This is a genomic window from Pseudomonas sp. Je.1.5.c (assembly GCF_051129895.1).
GTDB classification, from domain to species: Bacteria; Pseudomonadota; Gammaproteobacteria; order Pseudomonadales; family Pseudomonadaceae; genus Aquipseudomonas; species Aquipseudomonas urmiensis.
Window position 1 is genome coordinate 62,844 of record NZ_JBCPSP010000022.1, and the last position, 18,533, is coordinate 81,376.

The 18,533-nt window shown below is 62.3% G+C and carries 16 protein-coding genes; 8 read left to right on the top strand and 8 right to left on the bottom strand.

Annotated features, from left to right (window positions below; translation table 11 throughout):
• Nucleotides 1–26: 26 nt before the first annotated feature.
• On the top strand, nt 27–1,970 hold the full coding sequence (locus AAZU54_RS16655; protein ID WP_434727414.1) for an acyltransferase family protein: 1,944 nt from the start codon (nt 27–29) through the stop codon (nt 1,968–1,970).
• Between the two features lie 300 nt (nt 1,971–2,270).
• Nucleotides 2,271–2,576, top strand: a complete 306-nt coding sequence (locus AAZU54_RS16660) for a helix-turn-helix domain-containing protein (protein ID WP_186554550.1) — start codon at nt 2,271–2,273, stop codon at nt 2,574–2,576.
• Nucleotides 2,577–2,594: 18 nt separating this feature from the next.
• Here AAZU54_RS16660 and AAZU54_RS16665 read toward each other — a convergent pair whose 3' ends face one another.
• The 3 genes from AAZU54_RS16665 to AAZU54_RS16675 are packed head-to-tail and all read right to left on the bottom strand — an operon-like array spanning nt 2,595 to nt 6,401.
• A complete protein-coding gene (locus AAZU54_RS16665; RefSeq protein ID WP_434727415.1) occupies nt 2,595–3,890 on the bottom strand; it encodes an NAD(P)/FAD-dependent oxidoreductase in 1,296 nt (431 codons plus the stop codon).
• A gap of 14 nt (nt 3,891–3,904) precedes the next feature.
• The gene (locus AAZU54_RS16670; RefSeq protein ID WP_186554548.1) at nt 3,905–4,993 is read right to left on the bottom strand and encodes a polyamine ABC transporter substrate-binding protein; all 1,089 of its coding nucleotides are present in this window, start codon (nt 4,991–4,993) and stop codon (nt 3,905–3,907) included.
• Between the two features lie 49 nt (nt 4,994–5,042).
• Complete coding sequence (locus AAZU54_RS16675; RefSeq protein ID WP_186554547.1) at nt 5,043–6,401, bottom strand: glutamine synthetase family protein; 1,359 nt, start codon at nt 6,399–6,401, stop codon at nt 5,043–5,045.
• Between the two features lie 151 nt (nt 6,402–6,552).
• Between AAZU54_RS16675 and AAZU54_RS16680 the strand changes: the two genes are divergently transcribed.
• Nucleotides 6,553–7,452 (top strand): helix-turn-helix domain-containing protein, encoded by a 900-nt coding sequence (locus AAZU54_RS16680; protein WP_186554546.1) that lies wholly within the window; start codon nt 6,553–6,555, stop codon nt 7,450–7,452.
• A 77-nt stretch (nt 7,453–7,529) separates the two neighbouring features.
• A complete protein-coding gene (locus AAZU54_RS16685; RefSeq protein WP_312152589.1) occupies nt 7,530–9,443 on the top strand; it encodes an AAA family ATPase in 1,914 nt (637 codons plus the stop codon).
• Nucleotides 9,444–9,488: 45 nt separating this feature from the next.
• Here AAZU54_RS16685 and AAZU54_RS16690 read toward each other — a convergent pair whose 3' ends face one another.
• Complete coding sequence (locus AAZU54_RS16690) at nt 9,489–10,874, bottom strand: aldehyde dehydrogenase family protein (protein WP_434727416.1); 1,386 nt, start codon at nt 10,872–10,874, stop codon at nt 9,489–9,491.
• Between the two features lie 107 nt (nt 10,875–10,981).
• Between AAZU54_RS16690 and ptrR the strand changes: the two genes are divergently transcribed.
• The 4 genes from ptrR to AAZU54_RS16710 all read left to right on the top strand — a co-directional run bounded on the left by ptrR (nt 10,982) and on the right by AAZU54_RS16710 (nt 13,861).
• Nucleotides 10,982–11,848: a putrescine utilization regulator PtrR gene (gene ptrR, locus AAZU54_RS16695; RefSeq protein WP_434727417.1), complete on the top strand. Its 867-nt coding sequence runs from the start codon at nt 10,982–10,984 to the stop codon at nt 11,846–11,848.
• Nucleotides 11,849–11,931: 83 nt separating this feature from the next.
• Complete coding sequence (locus AAZU54_RS16700; protein ID WP_434727418.1) at nt 11,932–12,375, top strand: carboxypeptidase regulatory-like domain-containing protein; 444 nt, start codon at nt 11,932–11,934, stop codon at nt 12,373–12,375.
• A 55-nt stretch (nt 12,376–12,430) separates the two neighbouring features.
• Nucleotides 12,431–13,177, top strand: a complete 747-nt coding sequence (locus tag AAZU54_RS16705) for a phytanoyl-CoA dioxygenase family protein (RefSeq protein ID WP_434727424.1) — start codon at nt 12,431–12,433, stop codon at nt 13,175–13,177.
• Between the two features lie 162 nt (nt 13,178–13,339).
• Nucleotides 13,340–13,861 carry an acyloxyacyl hydrolase gene (locus AAZU54_RS16710; protein ID WP_434727419.1) on the top strand — a complete coding sequence of 174 codons (522 nt, stop codon included), beginning with the start codon at nt 13,340–13,342 and terminating at the stop codon, nt 13,859–13,861.
• Nucleotides 13,862–13,912: 51 nt separating this feature from the next.
• Here AAZU54_RS16710 and AAZU54_RS16715 read toward each other — a convergent pair whose 3' ends face one another.
• The 4 genes from AAZU54_RS16715 to AAZU54_RS16730 all read right to left on the bottom strand — a co-directional run bounded on the left by AAZU54_RS16715 (nt 13,913) and on the right by AAZU54_RS16730 (nt 18,314).
• Entirely contained in the window at nt 13,913–14,803 is an 891-nt protein-coding gene (locus AAZU54_RS16715; protein ID WP_312151963.1) for a universal stress protein, read from the bottom strand.
• A gap of 81 nt (nt 14,804–14,884) precedes the next feature.
• Nucleotides 14,885–15,469 (bottom strand): nucleotidyltransferase family protein, encoded by a 585-nt coding sequence (locus AAZU54_RS16720; protein WP_434727420.1) that lies wholly within the window; start codon nt 15,467–15,469, stop codon nt 14,885–14,887.
• A 95-nt stretch (nt 15,470–15,564) separates the two neighbouring features.
• A complete protein-coding gene (locus tag AAZU54_RS16725) occupies nt 15,565–17,025 on the bottom strand; it encodes an aspartate/glutamate racemase family protein (RefSeq protein ID WP_312151965.1) in 1,461 nt (486 codons plus the stop codon).
• 8 nt (nt 17,026–17,033) lie between these two features.
• The gene (locus AAZU54_RS16730; RefSeq protein ID WP_186554537.1) at nt 17,034–18,314 is read right to left on the bottom strand and encodes a dicarboxylate/amino acid:cation symporter; all 1,281 of its coding nucleotides are present in this window, start codon (nt 18,312–18,314) and stop codon (nt 17,034–17,036) included.
• Nucleotides 18,315–18,533 lie beyond the last annotated feature (219 nt).

Genomic DNA, 18,533 nt, shown 5'->3' on the forward strand with positions numbered 1-18,533 from the left:
ACGCCTTTTTCGAAGGATGATCACTCATGCGTCAGGAAAGTTACCGCTCCGATATTGACGGTTTGCGCGCGGTGGCGGTGATTGCCGTGTTCCTGCATCACCTGAACACCTCGTTGTTGCCGGGCGGTTTCGTCGGCGTCGACATCTTTTTTGTCATCTCCGGCTACCTGATCACCTCGCAAGTGTTCCAGGAGGTGCGTCAAGGTAGCTTCTCGCTCAAAAGCTTCTATCAGCGACGGATCAACCGCATCGTGCCTGCGCTGGCAACGGTGCTGTTGGTGTGCGTGGTGCTCGGCGCCTTCTTGCTGTCACCGGTAGACCTGATGCGGCTCAACGCCAATGCCCTGTTCGCCCTGTTGGGGGTGTCGAACATCTTCATCTGGCTCAAGTACGGCAACTACTTTGCCGCCGACGCCGGTGAAGCGCCGCTGCTGCATACCTGGTCGCTGGGTATCGAAGAGCAGTTCTATGTGGTCTGGCCATTGCTGGTGCTGTTGGTCTATCGCGTGGCGCCACGGCATTTGTTGTGGGTGCTGGGGGGCGGGCTGGTGCTGGCGATAGGCGTTTCGCAGTATGCGACTGGAGTGTTCGCTACGGCGTCTTACTATTTGCTGCCAACCCGCTTTTTCGAACTGATGCTCGGCGGCTGGTTGGGTATTTGGCACTTGCAACATACGCCGCGGGTTGGCCGGATGACATCGCTGGGGTGTTCGCTGCTTGGCTACCTGTTGATTGGCGCGTCGCTATTGCTGCTTAGCGAGGGCGCGCCGTTCCCAGGGTTGAATGCCTTGTGGCCGTGCCTGGGGGCGGCATTGCTGATCCATGCCGGGGCCAGCGGCGGTCCTTCGCCGATTCTCGGTTGCCGACCGATGGTGTTCGTCGGGCTGATCTCGTATTCGCTTTATCTATGGCATTGGCCGCTGATTGCCTACCTCAATTACCTTGAGGTGCCGATGACCTTTGCCCTTGGCTGTGGGGTGGTCGCCGGCGCGCTGCTGTTGGCCTGGCTGTCCTGGCGCTATGTGGAAAAACCCATGCGCCGCAGTGGCGTAAAGCTTGGTTTCGCCCAGGTGTTCGCGCGCCGCTTCGCCGTGCCGGCCCTGGGCTTGGCGCTGTTGGCAGGGGTCACGCAGCAGTTCAGCGGCTTCCCGCAGCGCTTCAGCCCGCAGGTGCTGGCCCTGGAGGCGATGACCCTGGAGCGGCCAGCAGAGATTCGCCGCGGCTGTCACGTGCCCAGCGGGCTGTACCGCACCGAGCCGGATGACACCTGCCGCCTTGGTGCGGCGAAAGCGGCTATCGACGGCATCCTGGTCGGCGATTCGGTGGCCAACCATTTCAGCGGCATGGTCGATATCCTGGCACGCCCAGACGGCATCAGCCTGATGGACTACACCCTCGACTCCTGTGCGCCAGTGCTGGGCTACAACGGCGGCATGCCAGGGGCCTACGCCGATCATTGCGCTCAACGAAACCAACGGGTGTACGCCTTGATCGAGGCCAAGCGTTATCCCTACGTGGTACTGGCGGGTAACTGGCCGAACAACGAATCGGTTGGGCCGGCGATCGAGGCCAGTCTGGCGCGGGTGGTGGCCAGCAGCGGGCAGGTGATCGTGATCCTCAGAAACCAGCCGATCGACAAAGCCGCGACCTGCCCGATACGGCGGCTGATGTTTGGCCTTGAGCATCCGTGTGAAGCCGCTGAGACGCCACTACCGCAGTATTGGGCGCAGATTCGCGGCAAGTATCCGCAGGTGCGCTTCATCGACCCCAACCAAGTGATTTGCCCCAATGGCCTGTGCAGTCCGTTGATCGATGGCAAGTTGCTGTATCTGGATAACGGCCATTTGAACGAGGTCGGCTCGCGGTTTATCGGCCAGACCTTGCTGGAACGGGGGTATTCACTGCTCAAGGATCCTCGGCCACAGGTGGTCAGCACCAACGCGCCCGGCAAAGCTGACCGGTCGAACTAAGACAATCTTCTACTGTTTGCGTGCACTGGCTGACTGAGCAGTGTCACGGGCAATGTGGGGTACCTGTGCCCGTTCGATTTGCCCATAACGCCGGACCAGTTAGGGCAACGGCTGCGCCGTTGAAATTTCCCACAATGCGCCCTGATTCCGCCGACTTATCACTGCTGCCCATCATTGGAAACTATACCCGTAAAGGGTATGGTTAAGGCCGACTCACATTTGCCGGCAGGGTATTTCTCGAATTATCTGCTGCTGCCTTGGCGAAGGCCCTCAGGGCAGGTGTACTGATGGAGGTGTGCTGTGAGCAGCAAACTTATTGAGTCGTTGCGTGATGACCTTACTGCACTGCATCAAGCAGGGGCGGTGGGCAAGGTTACGCTGCGCGACTTCGAGGCGATTTGCCCCGCGCCGGTGCGCGATTTCAGCGCGCTGGATATCCGCCGTTTGCGCGAAACGCTCAATTTCAGTCAGCCGGTCTTCGCCCTGCATCTGCATACCAGCGCGTCCACTGTACGCAAGTGGGAGCAGGGCGAAACACGGCCAGCCGGGCCTGCGTTAAAGCTGCTCAATGTCATTGCTGACAAGGGGCTGCAGGCCATTCTTTGAAGCGCTGCCCGTCGCAGGCTAGCCCAGCACCTCGCGCAGCCGATACCACATCATCCCCAGCGCCAGCAGCGGCGAGCGCAGGGCCTTGCCTCCCGGGAAGGTCAGGTGCGGGACTGCGCTGAATACATCCAAGCCCTGGCTATGACCGAGCGCGATGGCTTCGGCCAACAGCTTGGCGGTCCAGTGGGTGACATTCAGGCCGTGCCCTGAATAGCCCTGGGCGTAGTAGACGTTGGGATACTGGCTGAGCCGACCGACTTGCGGGAAGCGGTTGGCAGTGATGCCGATCATGCCGCCCCACTGATAGTCGATGCGTACACCGGCCAGTTGCGGGAACACCTTGAGGACCTTGGGCAGCATGTAGGCGCCAATGTCCTTGGGATCGCGCCCGGAGTAGTGGCAGGCACCGCCGAACAACAAGCGGCGGTCGGCGGTGAGGCGGTAGTAGTCCAGGCCGACTTTCTGGTCGCACATCGCCATGTTCTGTGGGATCAGCGTCTTGGCCAACTGCTCTGGCAGCGGTTCGCTGGCTACAACGTAGCTGCCCGCGGGCAGTACCTTGCCGCTCAGGCGTGGTTCGAGTTCGTCCAGGTGGGCGTTGCAACCCAGTACCAGACTGTTGGCCCGCACGCTGCCACGGGCGCAGTGCAGGGTTACCGTGCTGCCGTGCTCGATGCGCAGCACCGGGCTCTGCTCGAAGATCTGTACGCCCAGGCCTGCGGCTGCGCGGGCTTCGCCTTGCACCAGGTCGAGTGGGTGCAGGTGCCCTGAGCCCATGTCGATCAGGCCACCTGCGTACTGCTCGCTGGCGACCACTTCATGCATCCGCTCGGCACTGACCAGGCGCGTTTCGTGGCGGTAGCCGAGGCTGGCCAGCTCTTGCTGTTCATCGCTGAAGGCAGCGAACTGCGCCGGGGTGTTGGCCAGTTCGCAAAAGCCCCAGCGCAAATCGCACTGGATGTCGTATTGGGCGATGCGCTGGCGGACCAACTCGACCGAATCGATCCCGGCGTGCTTGAGGTAGCGCACGCCGTCCTGGCCGACGTAGCGGGCAAAGCCACTGACGTCATGGCCGATGCCGCGAATCAGCTGGCCGCCGTTGCGCCCGCTGGCGCCCCAGCCAATCCGCCGGGCCTCCAGGAGGATCACCGAAAGCCCGCGCTCGGCCAGCTCCAGGGCGGTGTTGACCCCGGTAAGACCACCCCCGACCACGCAGACATCGGCACTGAGCGCGCCTTCGAGTGCAGGGTAGGGCGTCGTCGCCCGCGCGCTGGCAGCGTAGTAGGAGGCAGTGTGTTGAGTATCAAGGGACATGGCGCGTACTCGGCTCAGCGATTGGATTTGATCTTGCTCCAGGAGCGGGTCATGACGCGCATGATCTTCGGGCTCGGGGTGCTGGAGACATACAGCTTGTCCAGCACCTCCTGGGGAGGATAGATCTCGGGGTTGTTGACCAGCGAGGGGTCCATGTGGGCCTTGGCCTCAAGGTTGGCATTGGCATAGCCGACCGTGGCACTGACCTTGGCGATCACCTGCGGGTCGAGCAGGTAGTTGATGAAGGCCAGGGCCTGGTCGGGGTTGCTGGCATCCTTGGGAATTGCCAACAGGTCGAACCACAGGTTGCTGCCTTCCTTGGGAATGCTATAGGCGATTTTCACGCCGTTGTTGGCCTCCACCGCGCGGTTGGCGGCCTGGAACACATCGCCGGAATAGCCGAAGGCGACGCAGATATCGCCGTTGGCCAGGTCCGAGACATATTTGGAGGAGTGGAAGTAAGTGATGTAGGGGCGCAGCTTGAGCAACTGGGCCTCGGCCTTCTTGTAGTCGTCTTCCTTTTCGCTGCGTGGGTCCATGCCCAGGTAGTTGAGCATTGCCGGGAACAGCTCGTCCGGCGAGTCCATGAACGCCACGCCGCACTTTTGCAGCTTTTTCAGGTTCTCAGGCTCGAACAGCACCGCCCAGGAGTCGATCTTGTCGATGCCCAGGGCTGCCTTGACCTTGTCGACGTTGTAGCCGATGCCGTTGGTGCCCCACAGGTAGGGCACCGCGTACTGGTTGCCGGGGTCGTTCTGCTCAAGCTGTTTGAGCAGTTTAGGGTCCAGGTACTTGAAGTTCGGCAGCTTGCTGCGGTCTAGCGGCAGGAACGCGCCAGCCTTGGCCTGGCGCGCCAGGAAATGGTTGGAGGGCACTACCACGTCGTAGCCGGTGCGTCCGGCCAGCAACTTGCCCTCCAGGGTTTCGTTGGAGTCGAACACGTCATAAACCACCTTGATCCCGCTGCTGGCCTGGAAGTCCGCCAGGGTGGTGTCACCGATATAGTCGGTCCAGTTGTATACGCTGACCGTTGGTTGGGCCTGGGCGGCCGCGCCGAACAGCAAGGCGAATGCTGCGGGAAGCAAAGAGTGCAAATGACGCATGTCGACACCTCATTGGTATTTTTCTTGGGTCTGTTGCGAGTGTTGCGGATCAGACGCTGAGCATCAGGAACTCACGCTCCCAGGAGCTGATCACGCGCTTGAAGTTCTCGTGTTCGGCACGCTTGACCGCCACATAGCCCTGGACGAACTGGCGGCCCAGGTAGGTCTGCAGAATTTCGCAGTCTTCCATGTGCTGCAGGGCGTCTTCGATGGTGATCGGCAGACGCAGGTTGCGCCGCTCGTAGGCACGGCCTTGGACCGCTGCGCTCGGCTCGATCTTCTCGACCATGCCCAGGTAGCCACACAGCAGGCTCGCCGCGATGGCCAGGTACGGGTTGGCATCGGCGCCCGGCAGGCGGTTCTCGACCCGCATCGCTTCGGGACTGGAGGTCGGCACGCGCAAGCCGGCGGTGCGGTTTTCTTCGCCCCACTCGACGTTCACCGGCGCCGAGGTATCGGGCAGGAAGCGGCGGAACGAGTTGACGTTGGGGGCGAACATCGGCAGCACTTTGGGGATGTACTTCTGCAGGCCGCCAATGTGATGCAGGAACAGCTCGCTCATGCTGCCATCGTCGTTGGCGAAGATTGGCTTGCCAGTGGCGATGTCGACCACGCTCTGGTGCAGGTGCATGGCGCTGCCCGGCTCGTCGGTAATCGGCTTGGCCATGAAGGTCGCGGCGACGTTGTGCTTGAGCGCCGCCTCACGCATGGTGCGCTTGAACACGGTGATCTGGTCGGCGAGGTCGAGCGCGTCGCCGTGACGGAAGTTGATTTCCATCTGCGCCGGGCCGTCTTCATGGATCAGCGTGTCCAGGTCCAGCCCCTGGATTTCGCACCAGTCGTAGACGTCTTCGAACAGTGGGTCGAATTCGTTGGCGGCATCGATGGAGAACGACTGCCGACCGCTCTCGGCGCGCCCCGAACGGCCCAGTGGCACTTGCAGGGGCAAGTCCGGGTCTTCGCAGCGCTTGGTCAGGTAGAACTCCATCTCCGGCGCGACGATAGGCTGCCAGCCTTTGTCGGCGTACAGCTTGAGGACCTTTTTCAGCACGTTGCGCGGCGACAGTTCGATCGGGTTGCCTTGTTTGTCGAAGGTGTCGTGGATCACGATCGCGGTCGGCTCGATCGCCCACGGGATCTGGTACACCGCACTAGGGTCGGGGCGGCAGACCATGTCGATGTCGGCAGGGTCAAGCAGGTCGTAGTAGATGTCGTCGTCGACATAGTCGCCGGTGACGGTCTGCAGCAGCACGCTCTCTGGCAGGCGCATGCCGCGCTCATGGAGGAACTTGGCAGTCGGCGCAATCTTGCCGCGGGCGATGCCGGTCAGGTCGCTGATCACGCATTCGACTTCAGTGATGCGGTGTTCTTTCAGCCACGTGGACAGCTGATCGAAAGGGGCGTTCATACAGACCTCTTGGTTGGGTTTTGGTGGCACATCGTTTCAAGGAATCTTCCCAGCTGATGCGCTGAGGGCTATCTTGGTCGCAGCCCACAGGGTTGATCTATCCACTTCCTTCGGCAATGAATGCACCAAAAGAGTGCATATAGGACATCGCGTGACAACGCCCCATGCCTTGCAGGTCCAGGCTTTCAACACCAGCGACGTAACAGAACAGGTGCGCGCCACCCCGGGCTGGCAGCAGCAATACCGGCAAATGTCCCCCGGGCATTTCAACGGTCAGCTGCGCTGTTTGGGGCTCGATGGCGTGGAAGTCTACGAAGAACGCCTCAATACCCGGGTCGAGCAGTTCTTCCGCGCGCCCAGCGGGTCGCTGACGTTTTGCTTTGATCGCAGCGATAACAGCCTCTACGTGCTCAATGAAGAGAGCCGCAATATCTGGATCACCCCAGAGAACTACCAGGAAGTGGCGGTGGTGTTCGATCAAGGCTTCTTGCAACGCCATGGGCTGGATGTCAATCGCTTGGAAGGCTTGTTCATGGTGCCCTTGGACAGCGTGCAGAACGCGCTGTTCGGCGGCTGGCTCAGCGCCACCCTGACGCGCCTGGGCCAAGCCGATTCGCCGTTGGAGGGCAGGGCGCTGGCCGAGCAATTGCTGGAGGACTGCCTGTTCATCCTCGACAACGCCAGCCAACGGCTGCAGGGCGATGCCCTGGAGCGGCGTGGCGAGGCGCGGGCGGTGATGCGGCGGGTCAGTGACTGGGCGGCGGATTGCCCGGACGAGACGCTTAACCTGGTGGAGCTGGCCAACGTTGCCGGGGTCTCGGTGCGCCAGTTGCAGCAGACGTTCAAAGCCTTCACCAACCTGCCACCGGCTCATTGGTTGCGTTTGCGCAGGCTAAACGGAGCACGGCGAGACCTGCTGCGTGGGGGCGAGTTGACAGTGGCTGAAGTGGCGATGCGTTGGTCGTTCTGGCATCTGGGGCGGTTTTCCGACAGTTATCGGCAGTTGTTTGGCGAGTTGCCGAGTGAGACGCTGCGCCGGGCAAGGGGTTGAGGCCTGCGCCAGCGCAGACAATCCTGCATGCCCCGGTAAATATTGGTATGGTGCCCGGCAGTTTCCCTGAGGTTCCGATGTTCTATCTGCCACTGACCAGCGACCAAGCCGAACGCCTCGCCAGCGAGGCCTGCGCCGGCGAATTTCTTCCCCAGGCCAGCCTGCCGGAAACGGCCAGCGTGCTGTTCATTCAGAACCTGCCGCGCCAGCAAGGAAAACCCTCGGTGGAGGCCCAAGAACGGCGCTTTGCCGAAATGCTGCGCATCGCCGATGAAGTGCATGCTGCCGCCCCCGAGCAGTTCCAGGCGCAAGTAGCCAAGCGTTTCGACGCCGAGGCGTTCGCCATGGGGCTGGGCATGCTCGGAGAAAACGGCATTGGCCTGCTGAGCCCTGAGACGCCAGTCGATCCTGCCGACTGGCGCGACAGTGAGGGCGGCTGGAACTTCCTGTTCGCCGATAGCTACCGCCAGTTGGTAACGCCGCTGCACCCTGTCAGCCTGCCGTCGCTGTCCAGCGACCTGCGTCTGAGCGACCAGCAGAATCGCCTGCTGCGCGAATTTCTCTCCGGTGTCGACGAATCGGTAGCCGTGCAAGGGTTCGCCGGCACTGGCAAGACGTTCCTGATCCATCAATTCGCGCGCTTGCTCGACCCCCAGCGCACCTTGTTGCTGGCCATGACCGAGGGCCAGTTGCGCGCCTTGCAGGCGCGGGTCAAGGACGCTTCGGCGTTCACTGCGCTGACGTTCGGCCAGTTGGCCGACGAAATCCTCAATCGCGACCTGACCAGCAATGGCTGGCGCCTGCGCGACGCCTACCGCAGCAAACTGTCCTGGCGCCCACAGGAGTCGCAGGTGGTGCAGTGGCTGGGTATCCCCGATATCGGCCCGCTGGCTGCTCGTGAGGTGGTTGCCTTGTGCATCAAGGCCGTGCGCAGCTTCTGCCGCAGCGCTGATGAGGTTATTGGCTTGCAGCATCTGCCATGGATGGGGCCGGGATTCTCGCCGCTGGATCAGGAGGTGTTGCTGGAGAAGGCGCGCCTGTACTGGCAACAACTGATCCGCCCTTCGGCGCGGGAGATCCAGCTACCGGTGCGCGACTACCATCGGGTCAAGCTGCTGTCGCTGACGCGCGAAGTCATCGATGTCCAATTCAGCCATGTCATCGTCGACGAAGCCCATGAGTTATCCGCGCCGATGCTTGCCGTGCTCGACCGCAGCCCCCAGGCGATCATCACCCTAGGGGATGACCTGCAGAACCTCAATGGCCTGAGCCCGCACCACGGCAGCTTCATTCGCCAGCGCTGCATCGATCACTCGTTGCGAGCGGGGCCGGCGATGGAGGGCGTGCTCAATCCGCTGATCCTGGCGCACCCATCGGCTATCCAGGCGGCGTTCACCGGCAGCGCCGAGCACTACACGCGGGTGAGTTTCTTCGATGCGGTGACGGTGCCCGAGCAACCTACGGCGTTGCTGGTTGACGATGAATGGGGGCTGTTTGGCTGGTTCCAGCGCCTTACCCATCAGGGCGTGCCGTTCGTGCTGCTCCAAGGCGCACGCAAGGAGTTCGAGCTGTTCGTCGAAGACTGTATCGAACTCTACCGCCATGGCACCCGACCACGGCACAACATGCTGTTTCGCTATGCCAGCTGGCAAGCGCTGGAGCAGGACAAGGGTGACGACAAGGCCTTCGCTGCGGTGGCCAACATGCTGCGCAAAGGCTATAGCCCGGAACACTTTGCCAAGGCCAAGAGCCGCTACCGCTGGGACAAGGCGCCCAAGTTGTTTCTAGGTCGGGTAAGGGATGTGAAGAACATGGAGTTCGCCCGGGTGATGGTGTCGCCTGAGCTGATGGTTGCGCCTGGCGCCGGCAACAACCGCAACGAGCGGGCGCGGATGTTGGCCGGGTTGTATACCGCCTGTTCGCGGGCCAGGCATGAACTGATTGTGCCTGGGGGCATGCTCGATTGGGTCAAGGATCAGGTGCGCGATTGAACAGGTTGGGGCCGCAAAGCGGCCCCAACTGCCAACGCTAAACAATCAGTTGCGATCCAACCAAACCGTCTGCACGTTGCAGAACTCACGCACGCCAAAGTGCGACAGCTCGCGGCCAAACCCGCTTTTCTTGACGCCACCGAACGCCACCCGTGGATCGGACGCGCAATAGCCGTTGATGAACACGCCACCGGTATCCAGCGCAGCGGTCATCCGTTCTGCCAAGGCAACATCGGCGGTATAAATGGTCGCGGCCAAGCCAAACTCGCTGTCATTGGCCAGTTCTACCGCGTGGTCGGCATCGCGCGCTGCGATGATCGCCGCCACTGGGCCAAACAACTCTTGCTTGAACGCGGTCATTTCGCAGGTCACGCCAGCGAGCACGGTCGGCAGGTAGACGTTGGCGACGCCCTCGGCTTTCTGGCCGCCGAGCAGCAGGGTTGCGCCTTCAGCCAAGGTCGCCTGTACCTGGCCGTGCAACTCGTCGCGCAGGTCATAACGGGCCATCGGGCCGATGTAGGTGTCGTCCTGCAGCGGGTTACCGACCTTCAGCTGGCGGGTCGCCTCGACGAATTTGCGGGTGAACTCATCAACGATGCTGTCTTCGACGATCAGGCGCTTGGCCGCGGCGCAGACCTGGCCGGTGTTCTGGTAACGGCCGATCACCGCGGCTTTGACGGCAGCATCGAGGTCGGCGTCGGCCAGCACGATGAACGGGTCTGAACCGCCCAGCTCCAGCACGCATTTCTTCAACGCAGCACCGGCCTGGGCGCCGATGGCCATGCCGGCGCGCACGCTGCCGGTCAGGGTCACGGCAGCAATGCGCGGGTCATTGATGGCGCGAGTGACACCATCAGGGGTGACGTTGATAACCTCGAAGCTGCCATCTGGCAGGCCGGCCTGCTGGATGATCTGCAGCAGCAGGTAGGCGCTGCCCATCACATTGGGTGCGTGCTTGAGTACGTAGGTGTTACCGGCCAGCAGCGCAGGCACGGCGCCGCGCAGGACTTGCCAGATGGGGAAGTTCCACGGCATCACCGCCAGGATCGGGCCCAGTGGACGGTACTCGATACGCGCTTTTTCGATCTGAGTCGGCTCCGGGGCGAGCATGGCTGGGCCGTGTTCGGCATACCACTGGCACAGGCCAACGCACTTGCTCACTTCGCCACGGGCCTGGCTGATCGGCTTGCCGATTTCGCGGCTGATCATCACCGCCAGGGCTTCGTGGTTGGCTTGCAGGGCATCTGCCAGAGCGATCAGGTATTCGCTGCGCTGACCCAGCGACACCTTGCGCCACAGGTTGAAGCCAACCTTGGCACGTTGCAGCGCCGCGTCCAGTGCGGCGTCGGTGTCGAATGGGTAGTGGCCGATCTGCTCGCCGCTGTACGGGTCGACGGAGATGGCGTGGGTCAGGCTAGTGATCTGGCTCATGGCAGAGCGCCTCGTTGTTGTTGGTGAGTGACGCCCAGACTAGTGGTGTGCATCATTATTGAAAACTGAATAATAATGAGCGAAACATTCACGTTTGGAGAAAGATAGTGGACTTGGTGCAACTGGAAATCTTCAAGGCCGTGGCCGAGCACGGCAGCATCAGCGCGGCCGCCCAGCAGATTCATCGGGTGCCGTCGAACCTGACCACCCGTATCAAGCAGCTTGAGGAGGACCTGGGCGTCGAGCTGTTCATCCGCGAAAAAAGCCGGCTGCGCCTGTCGCCGGCCGGTTGGAATTTTCTTGAATACACCCGGCGCATTCTTGACCTGGTGCATGAAGCCCGACTGGCCGTCGCCGGTGAAGACCCGCAAGGCACATTCGCCCTGGGTTCGCTGGAAAGCACCGCCGCGGTTCGCATCCCGGCGCTGCTGGCGGCCTACAACCAGCGCTATCCCAAGGTCGATCTGGACCTCTCTACCGGACCTTCGGGCACCATGCTTGAGGGGGTGTTGTCTGGCCGACTGGTCGCGGCATTCGTCGACGGCCCGGTGTTGCACCCGACCTTGGAAGGCATGGCGGTGTTCGAGGAGGAGATGGTGGTCATCGCGCCGCTCAACCATGCACCGATCAGCCGGGCGCGCGAGGTCAATGGCGAGAGCATCTACGCCTTTCGCGCCAACTGCTCCTATCGCCATCACTTCGAGAACTGGTTCGTACAGGATCAGGCGGTGCCCGGCAAGATCCACGAGATGGAGTCCTACCACGGCATGCTTGCCTGCGTCAGCGCCGGTGCGGGCCTGGCACTGATGCCGCGTAGCATGCTCGACAGCATGCCAGGGGTGAGCACGGTGAGTGTGTGGCCGTTGTCGCAGGACTTTCGCTATCTCAAGACCTGGCTGGTGTGGCGCCGCGGGACGGTGTCGCGCAGCTTGAGCATGTTCATCAAGTTGCTGGAAGAGCGCCGCGCTGCCTGACCGATGGTCGCGCCATGGCGCAACGCCAGGCGCGGCGCAGCGTCGAACATAGGGTAAGCATCCCGTTGATGGAGGAGTGCACCATGCGCAACCATCATTACAGCCTGTGTGCGGCATTGCTGGTGGGCCTGGCTCTACCCTGGCCGCTGGCCGCTGGCGCAGACCTTAACGCGCCAATCGACACGCAGGCTGTGCAACTGCAACCGCAGGAGCAGAACGGCATCCGCTATCTGCAAGGTGGCATCGGCCAGGACGAGGCCAACGCCTTGCGCCGAACCCAGGGCTACAACCTGCACATCACCCTGTCGACCGGCCCCGAAGGCAAGTTCCAGACTGGGGCGGCGGTCGATATTCAAAGTGGCCAGGGCCAGCCGCTGCTGAACCTGCAGGACGTTGGCCCGATGATCTACGTGCAACTGCCACCGGGGCATTACCGGGTGATCGGCCAGGCTCAAGGGCAGACCGTGCAGCAGCAAGTGAGTATTGACGGCAAGGCGCCGGCGAAGGTCAATCTGAACTGGCGTTGAATGCCCATTCATAACCAGGAGTACAGATGTGCTCCTGGCGCCGGAGGGTAACCCGATGGGTGTGCAGGAGCAGCTGCAAGCGCTGCACGACGACGGTTTTGTGCTCATCCGTGACGTGCTCGATGCGCTGCAGATCGCCTTGATACGCTGCGCGATCGACGACCTGCAGCCACTGCATTGGGACTACCAAGGCCTGCTCGAACACTACAAGTGCGTCTTCAACCGCAGCCCGCTGTGGCTGAGTTTTCTCGACCTACCGGCGCTTATCGGCCTGGCCGAAGCGGCCTTGGGCGACGATTGCCACATCATCGGCCAGACCGCTTGGCGCAGTCATCCTGGCTATCCAGGCCTGCCATTGCATCTGGATCACCTGCCAATGCAATTGCCGCCGTGGCTTTACGCCCAGCACGATTTCAGCCTGCCCATGCAGATCATCACGGCGCAGCTGTATTTGTGCGATATCGACCTGGCCATCGGCCCAACCTGGGTAGTGCCAGGCAGTCATCGCGCGGGGCGAGCGCCAGAGCCGGGCGAGGACAGCTGGCAAGGGCAGGGCGCCCAGGCGCTGCTGTGTCGGGCCGGTACTGCCTTGGTGTTTCGCAGTGACCTCTGGCACCGCGGCGCGGCCAACAGCAGTGCTGGACAGGTGCGCGACATGCTCCAGGTGCACTATGGCCGGCGCATGGTGGCGCAGAAGTTTTCCCCGTACCTGAGCTGGCAGTTCAACCCTCAAGTGCTCGCCGCAGCCACTGCCCGGCAACGGCGGTTACTCGGTGAGCACGCCGAATCGGAATACGATTAGCCTATTAGCCAATAGTGGCAATCCACTTTCAACTTTCTGACCATCTAGTCGATAATCCGAGAAGTATTGCACCTTGTTACTTGGCGGGATGCCCAGGTAGACAAGCGAAAAATGAGGGGCTCAAGCCCCCGATGTCCGTGAAGACCATCAGGAGAGTCATTGATGAAAACCCGTCTCGCCACCACGCTGGCGGTCGCCGTCCTGGCGTTCGCTGGCGCCAATCTGGCCCACGCCGCACAAGTGTCCGGCGCTGTTGGCGCCACCGGCCAAGGTGACATGACCTACCGTATCGGCCTGTCCTGGGATTGGGACAAACAATGGCTGCAAAGCAGCACTGGCCACCTGACCGGCTACTGGGATGCCGCCTACACCTACTGGGAAGGCGGTGAGGCCAGCGGCGCCCATTCGCTGTCGTTCAGCCCGGTATTCGTCTACGAGTTCAGCGGCTTCACCTACACCCCCTACATCGAGGCGGGCATTGGCCTGGCAGCGTTCTCCAAGACTGACGTTGGCGACCAACGCCTGGGCTCTGCGGTCAACTTCGAAGACCGCATCGGCTTTGGCCTGAAGCTGCCGGGCGAGCAGAAGGTTGGCATCCGCGCGATGCATTACTCCAACGCCGGCATCAAGCAGCCTAACGACGGCATCGAGTCGTACTCGCTGTTCTACAGCAAAGGCTTCTGATACCTGGCAGGCAGGGCGGTAATCGCCCTGCCTGAACGTTCGCCAGTGCCTTCAGTGCACTGCCTTGATCGCCAGCACGTTGCACAGTGGATGTTCCAGCACATGCGCGGTGGTACCGCCCAGGAAGGTCTGCATGGCGTCGTGCCGATGGCTGCCCATGACGATCACATCGACCCGGCTATGACTGATGTACTGGGCAATCGCCCTGATCGCCGGCCCCTCGAGGAAATGCCTCCGCTCCAGGGCGACTTCATGATGATCACCCAATCGATTGAACGCGGTCCGTTGCGCGACCCGCACACTGGCGTCGAAGCCAGGCATGGTCACTGTGCCTGCGCCAAAGTCGGCGATATGGGTTTTCGACGCATCGCACACATGCAGCAAATGCAGCTCGGCATTGCATTGCAGGGCCAGCGCACGCGCGCTGTGGATGACCTGCTCGTCCAGGTGTTCACCGGCGCCGTGGCTATTGAGATCGACTGCTGCAGCGATTTGCCGGGGTAGCGGCAGGCGGATTTCGCTGACCAGATGCACGGCGACCGGGCTGTCCTTGAGCAGTTGCCAGTCCAAGGGGGTTACCAGTAGCCGCTTGAGCACCGGCTCGTGTTGCACATCCTTGATCAGCAGATCGCAGCCCAGGCGTTCGACTTGTTCCAGCACACTGCCCAGGGGATCGCGGGTCAGCAGCAGCTCGGTGGAAACATCCAGACCGGTATTACGCAGCTGCTCGGCAACGTCCGCCAGCCACAGACGATTGTGGGTCAACAGACGTTCGCGCTCGCTGCCATCGCTCATCAGGCCAAAGGTGTCGACATCGTCGACGAAAACGTTGACATCCAGCAAGGCACCGCTGGATTCGGCCAGCGCCGCCGCCCGCTGCAAGGCGGGTGAGTAACGCATCTGCGGGCCGAGCATGACGAACATGCGCTTGAACTGGCTCATCGCACACCTCCTCGTGTGGCAGCCCCCCGTTCATGCCGTTGTTGGTTTGCGGGCCAAGTGGCGCGCCAATCCACTTTCAGTCTAGACGCTCTGCGCCGACGGCACGTCGCTGGGGCGATCGATGTCGATCAATACCCCCGGGTCATCGACCGTCAGCGTGTGCACTGCGTGGCTGTTGGCCTGGACCACGCTACGCGCGCCGCTGTCGCCGGCAAGCTGGCTGAGCTCGGCCCAGAAGTCGCGGCCGAATATGACTGGATGGCCGGTCTTGCCTTGGTAGGCGGGGCGGCAGATTCGATCAGGAGCAGCGCTGGCGAGCAGGGTATCCAGGGTACTGGCCTGGATGAACGGCATGTCGGCGAGAAACACTGCCAGCGCCTGGCCCTCGGAAACGGCGCTGATACGCTGGACGCTGGCGGCGATGCTATGACCTAGACCCAGCCGGCTGCTGGCGCACTGAACGATACGGACCTTGCTCGGCAGGTCGAGCGGCACCGGATCGTCCTCGCGCAGGGCCAGCCAGACTTCCTCGAACACCGCGCAAGGCAGTAACAGGCTCGATTGCAACAAGGTGAGGCCATTGCTCAAGCGCTGTTGACGCTTGTCGGCGCCAAAGCGTTGGCTGCGGCCGGCGGCGAGTACCAGGGCGATTGGCTTGCAAACCATGGGCGGTGTCCTTATCGAGGGCAAGGTTCGCCTGCGCTGGATCGGTGCTGGCGGCAGGTGCATGTTAACAGCCCGCCTGGGGACACGGCTGCCCCTCAGCTCTGCCTGGCAAGGCTGAGGCTAACGCAGCGCTTGGCCAACACCTGCGTGGGATCGACGAAGTGCACCTTGACTCCCTCGACCAGCTGATCGCCCGCGCGCTGGATCAGCGGCAGCTCCGTGCATCCAAGAATCAGTACTCGCGCGCCCTCGCGGACCAACTGGACCGCCGCCGCCCGCAGATCGTCGACACAACGCCCCTGGGTAAATCCCGCCTTGACCCCATGCTCAGCGTAAATCGCGCGCATCAGCTGGGCCTGAGCCGTCTCGTCCGGCGTTTTCAAGGTGAGCCCCAAGCGTTCGGCCACCTGGTGATAGACCCTGCTGTGCACCGTACCCGAAGTCGCCAGCAGGCCGATGGGCAGTTGGTCGCCATACGCCTCGCGGATCGACTTCAGGGTCTCTTCGAGCATATGGACGATGGGAACCGCCAAGTGCTCCTGGATCCGTTCGACATAGGCATGGGCGGTGTTGCACGGAATGGCGATCGCCTGGGCCCCCTCGCGCTCCAGGCGCTTGCAGGTGGCGTACAGGGCCACGGTTGGATCGCTTTGGCCGTGCAGGAGATTGGCAGTGCGATCAGGGATCTGCGGGTTTTGCTCTACCACCAGCTTGATATGTTCCTGATCGCGCCCGGCGGGGGTCTGGCTGACCAGCTTGGCCATGAAGTCCACCGTCGCCGCTGGCCCCACACCGCCGACGATGCCGAGCTTGAACGGCGCAGGGCGTGGCCCGAGCGCAGCGCTGATGGCGAAGTCGGCATATACCTGGTTGGCGTCGAGCAGCGCCACGCCTTGGCGCTGCAGGTCATTGGCCAGCAGCGACAGTTCAGTCATGCCCGGCAGCATCAGTTGAGCGCCTTGGGCCTGTAGTTCACCGCAGATCTGCTGCAGTTGCTCCAGCACCCTCCCATCCAGGTAGCCGCGCTTGATGCCCTGGGGGCCGTAGACGATCTCCATCAACCGCGCCTGACTGCTCGCACTGGGGTAAACCAGCGGGTATTGCCCGGCAAAATGCCGTTCGAAGCTGCCGCAGGCGCGTACATAGTCCGAAGCCAGCACGCCCAGCCGCGCCCCTGGCGCAACGCGGCTGGCCACCTGCCTGGCAACGGCGTCGAACAGGTCGAGAATCGGCGTTTGCAGCTCCGCCTGCAATTCTTCCAGGACACTCTGGCTGGCGAAACACGGCACCAGCACGGCATCGGCGCCGCGCTCGGTGAAGCGCTGACAAGCCTGGTAGACATACAACTTGCGCGATGTCAGGCGCGCCTGTGCGTCGAGCGGCAGCTCCAGGTCCTTGAAGGGGTGTTGCTCGAACAACAAGTGGTAGCGCCCCTGATCAGCCAGCACTGGCTGGCTTTTGAGCAGCTTGGAGAACAGGTCGGCACCGGCCAGGGCGCCGAGGCCACCGATGATACCGAGCGTGCGCGAAGCTTCATGGGAAGGAGTGGGGTTCATGATCTGGCTCAGGCGTTGTGGGCAGCGAGGGTAGGTTGTTCAGCAGGCGCTTGTGGCTCGCCACGACGCGCCTCCAGGTTGGCGATCACTGCCGTGGCGATACTGTTGCCGACCACATTGGTCGCCGTGCGGGCCATGTCGAGGAACTGATCGATCGCCAGGATCAGCAGCAGCCCGGCTTCGGGCAGGTTGAACATCGGCAAGGTAGCGGCGACCACCACCACCGAAGCGCGAGCAACGCCGGCCATGCCTTTGCTGGTGATCATCAGGGTCAGCAAAATCAGCAACTGCTGGGTGAAGCTCAAATCGATGTTGTAGGCCTGGGCGATGAACAGGATGGCGAACGCCTGGTACATCATCGAGCCGTCCAAGTTGAACGAGTAACCCAGCGGCAAGACGAAACTGGAAACCCGCTTGGGCGCGCCAAATTTTTCCAGCGCATCGATGGTCTTGGGGTAGGCCGACTCACTGCTGGCGGTCGAGAAGGCCAGCAGGACCGGCTCGCGAATCAACTTGCCCAGGGTGAACACCGGACGGCCGAGGAACAGATAGCCCACCGCGAACAGCAGCGCCCACAGCAGCAGGATGCCCAGGTAGAACTGGCCGATCAGCTTGCCGTAGTCGAGCAGCAAGCCGATGCCCTGGGTGGTGACCGCTGCCGCGAGCGCGGCAAACACGCCCAGTGGTGCGCACAGCATCACGTAGTCGGTGATGCGGAACATGACCTTGGCCAATTCATCGACCAGGTTGCCGATCGCGCTGTGCCCCTGGCGTTTGGCATAGGCCAGGGCCAGGCCGAAGAACAACGAGAACACCACGATCTGCAAAATCTCGTTGTTGGCCATCGCTTCGGCGATGCTGCGCGGGAACACATGGCCGATGAACGCCTTGAGGCTGAAGTCGCCGGCGTTGACCGCCGCCTGGCTGCCCACCGCCTGGCTGACGCTCAAGTCCAGGTGGGCGCCGGGCTGGAACCAGTTGACCAGCAACATGCCCAGCGCCAACGAGGCGAACGAGGCGCAGACGAACCAGGTCATCGCCCGCAGGCCGATGCGCCCGACCGAGCCGGAGCTGCCCAGGCTGGCGATGCCGCCGACCAGGGTGGCGAATACCAGCGGGGCGATGATCATCTTGATCATGCGCAGGAAAATGTCGGTCACCAGGCTGAAGTAACCGGCGATGCGTTGGCTGGCTTCGACACTCTCGGCGTAATGGTGACAGCACCAGCCGACCAGGATGCCCAGGACGATCGCCACGGCGATGTAACGGGGAAGTTTTTTAGGGTTCATCGCGACCTCTCTTGTTGTTGGCAGTCACCACGGCTGGGTGACGCGAACAGATTAAGAGGGCAACCAGAGGGCGCTGATGAGATCGCGCCATAGTTTGATGCGAAAAGCGCATAGTTTTCGATTAGAGCCAATACACGCCGATCAGGCCGCTAACATTGAGGTTGTTCGGCTTAGTTCGCATCTTGCGTTCATATACCGCTACCCGCCTGTATCGCGAGA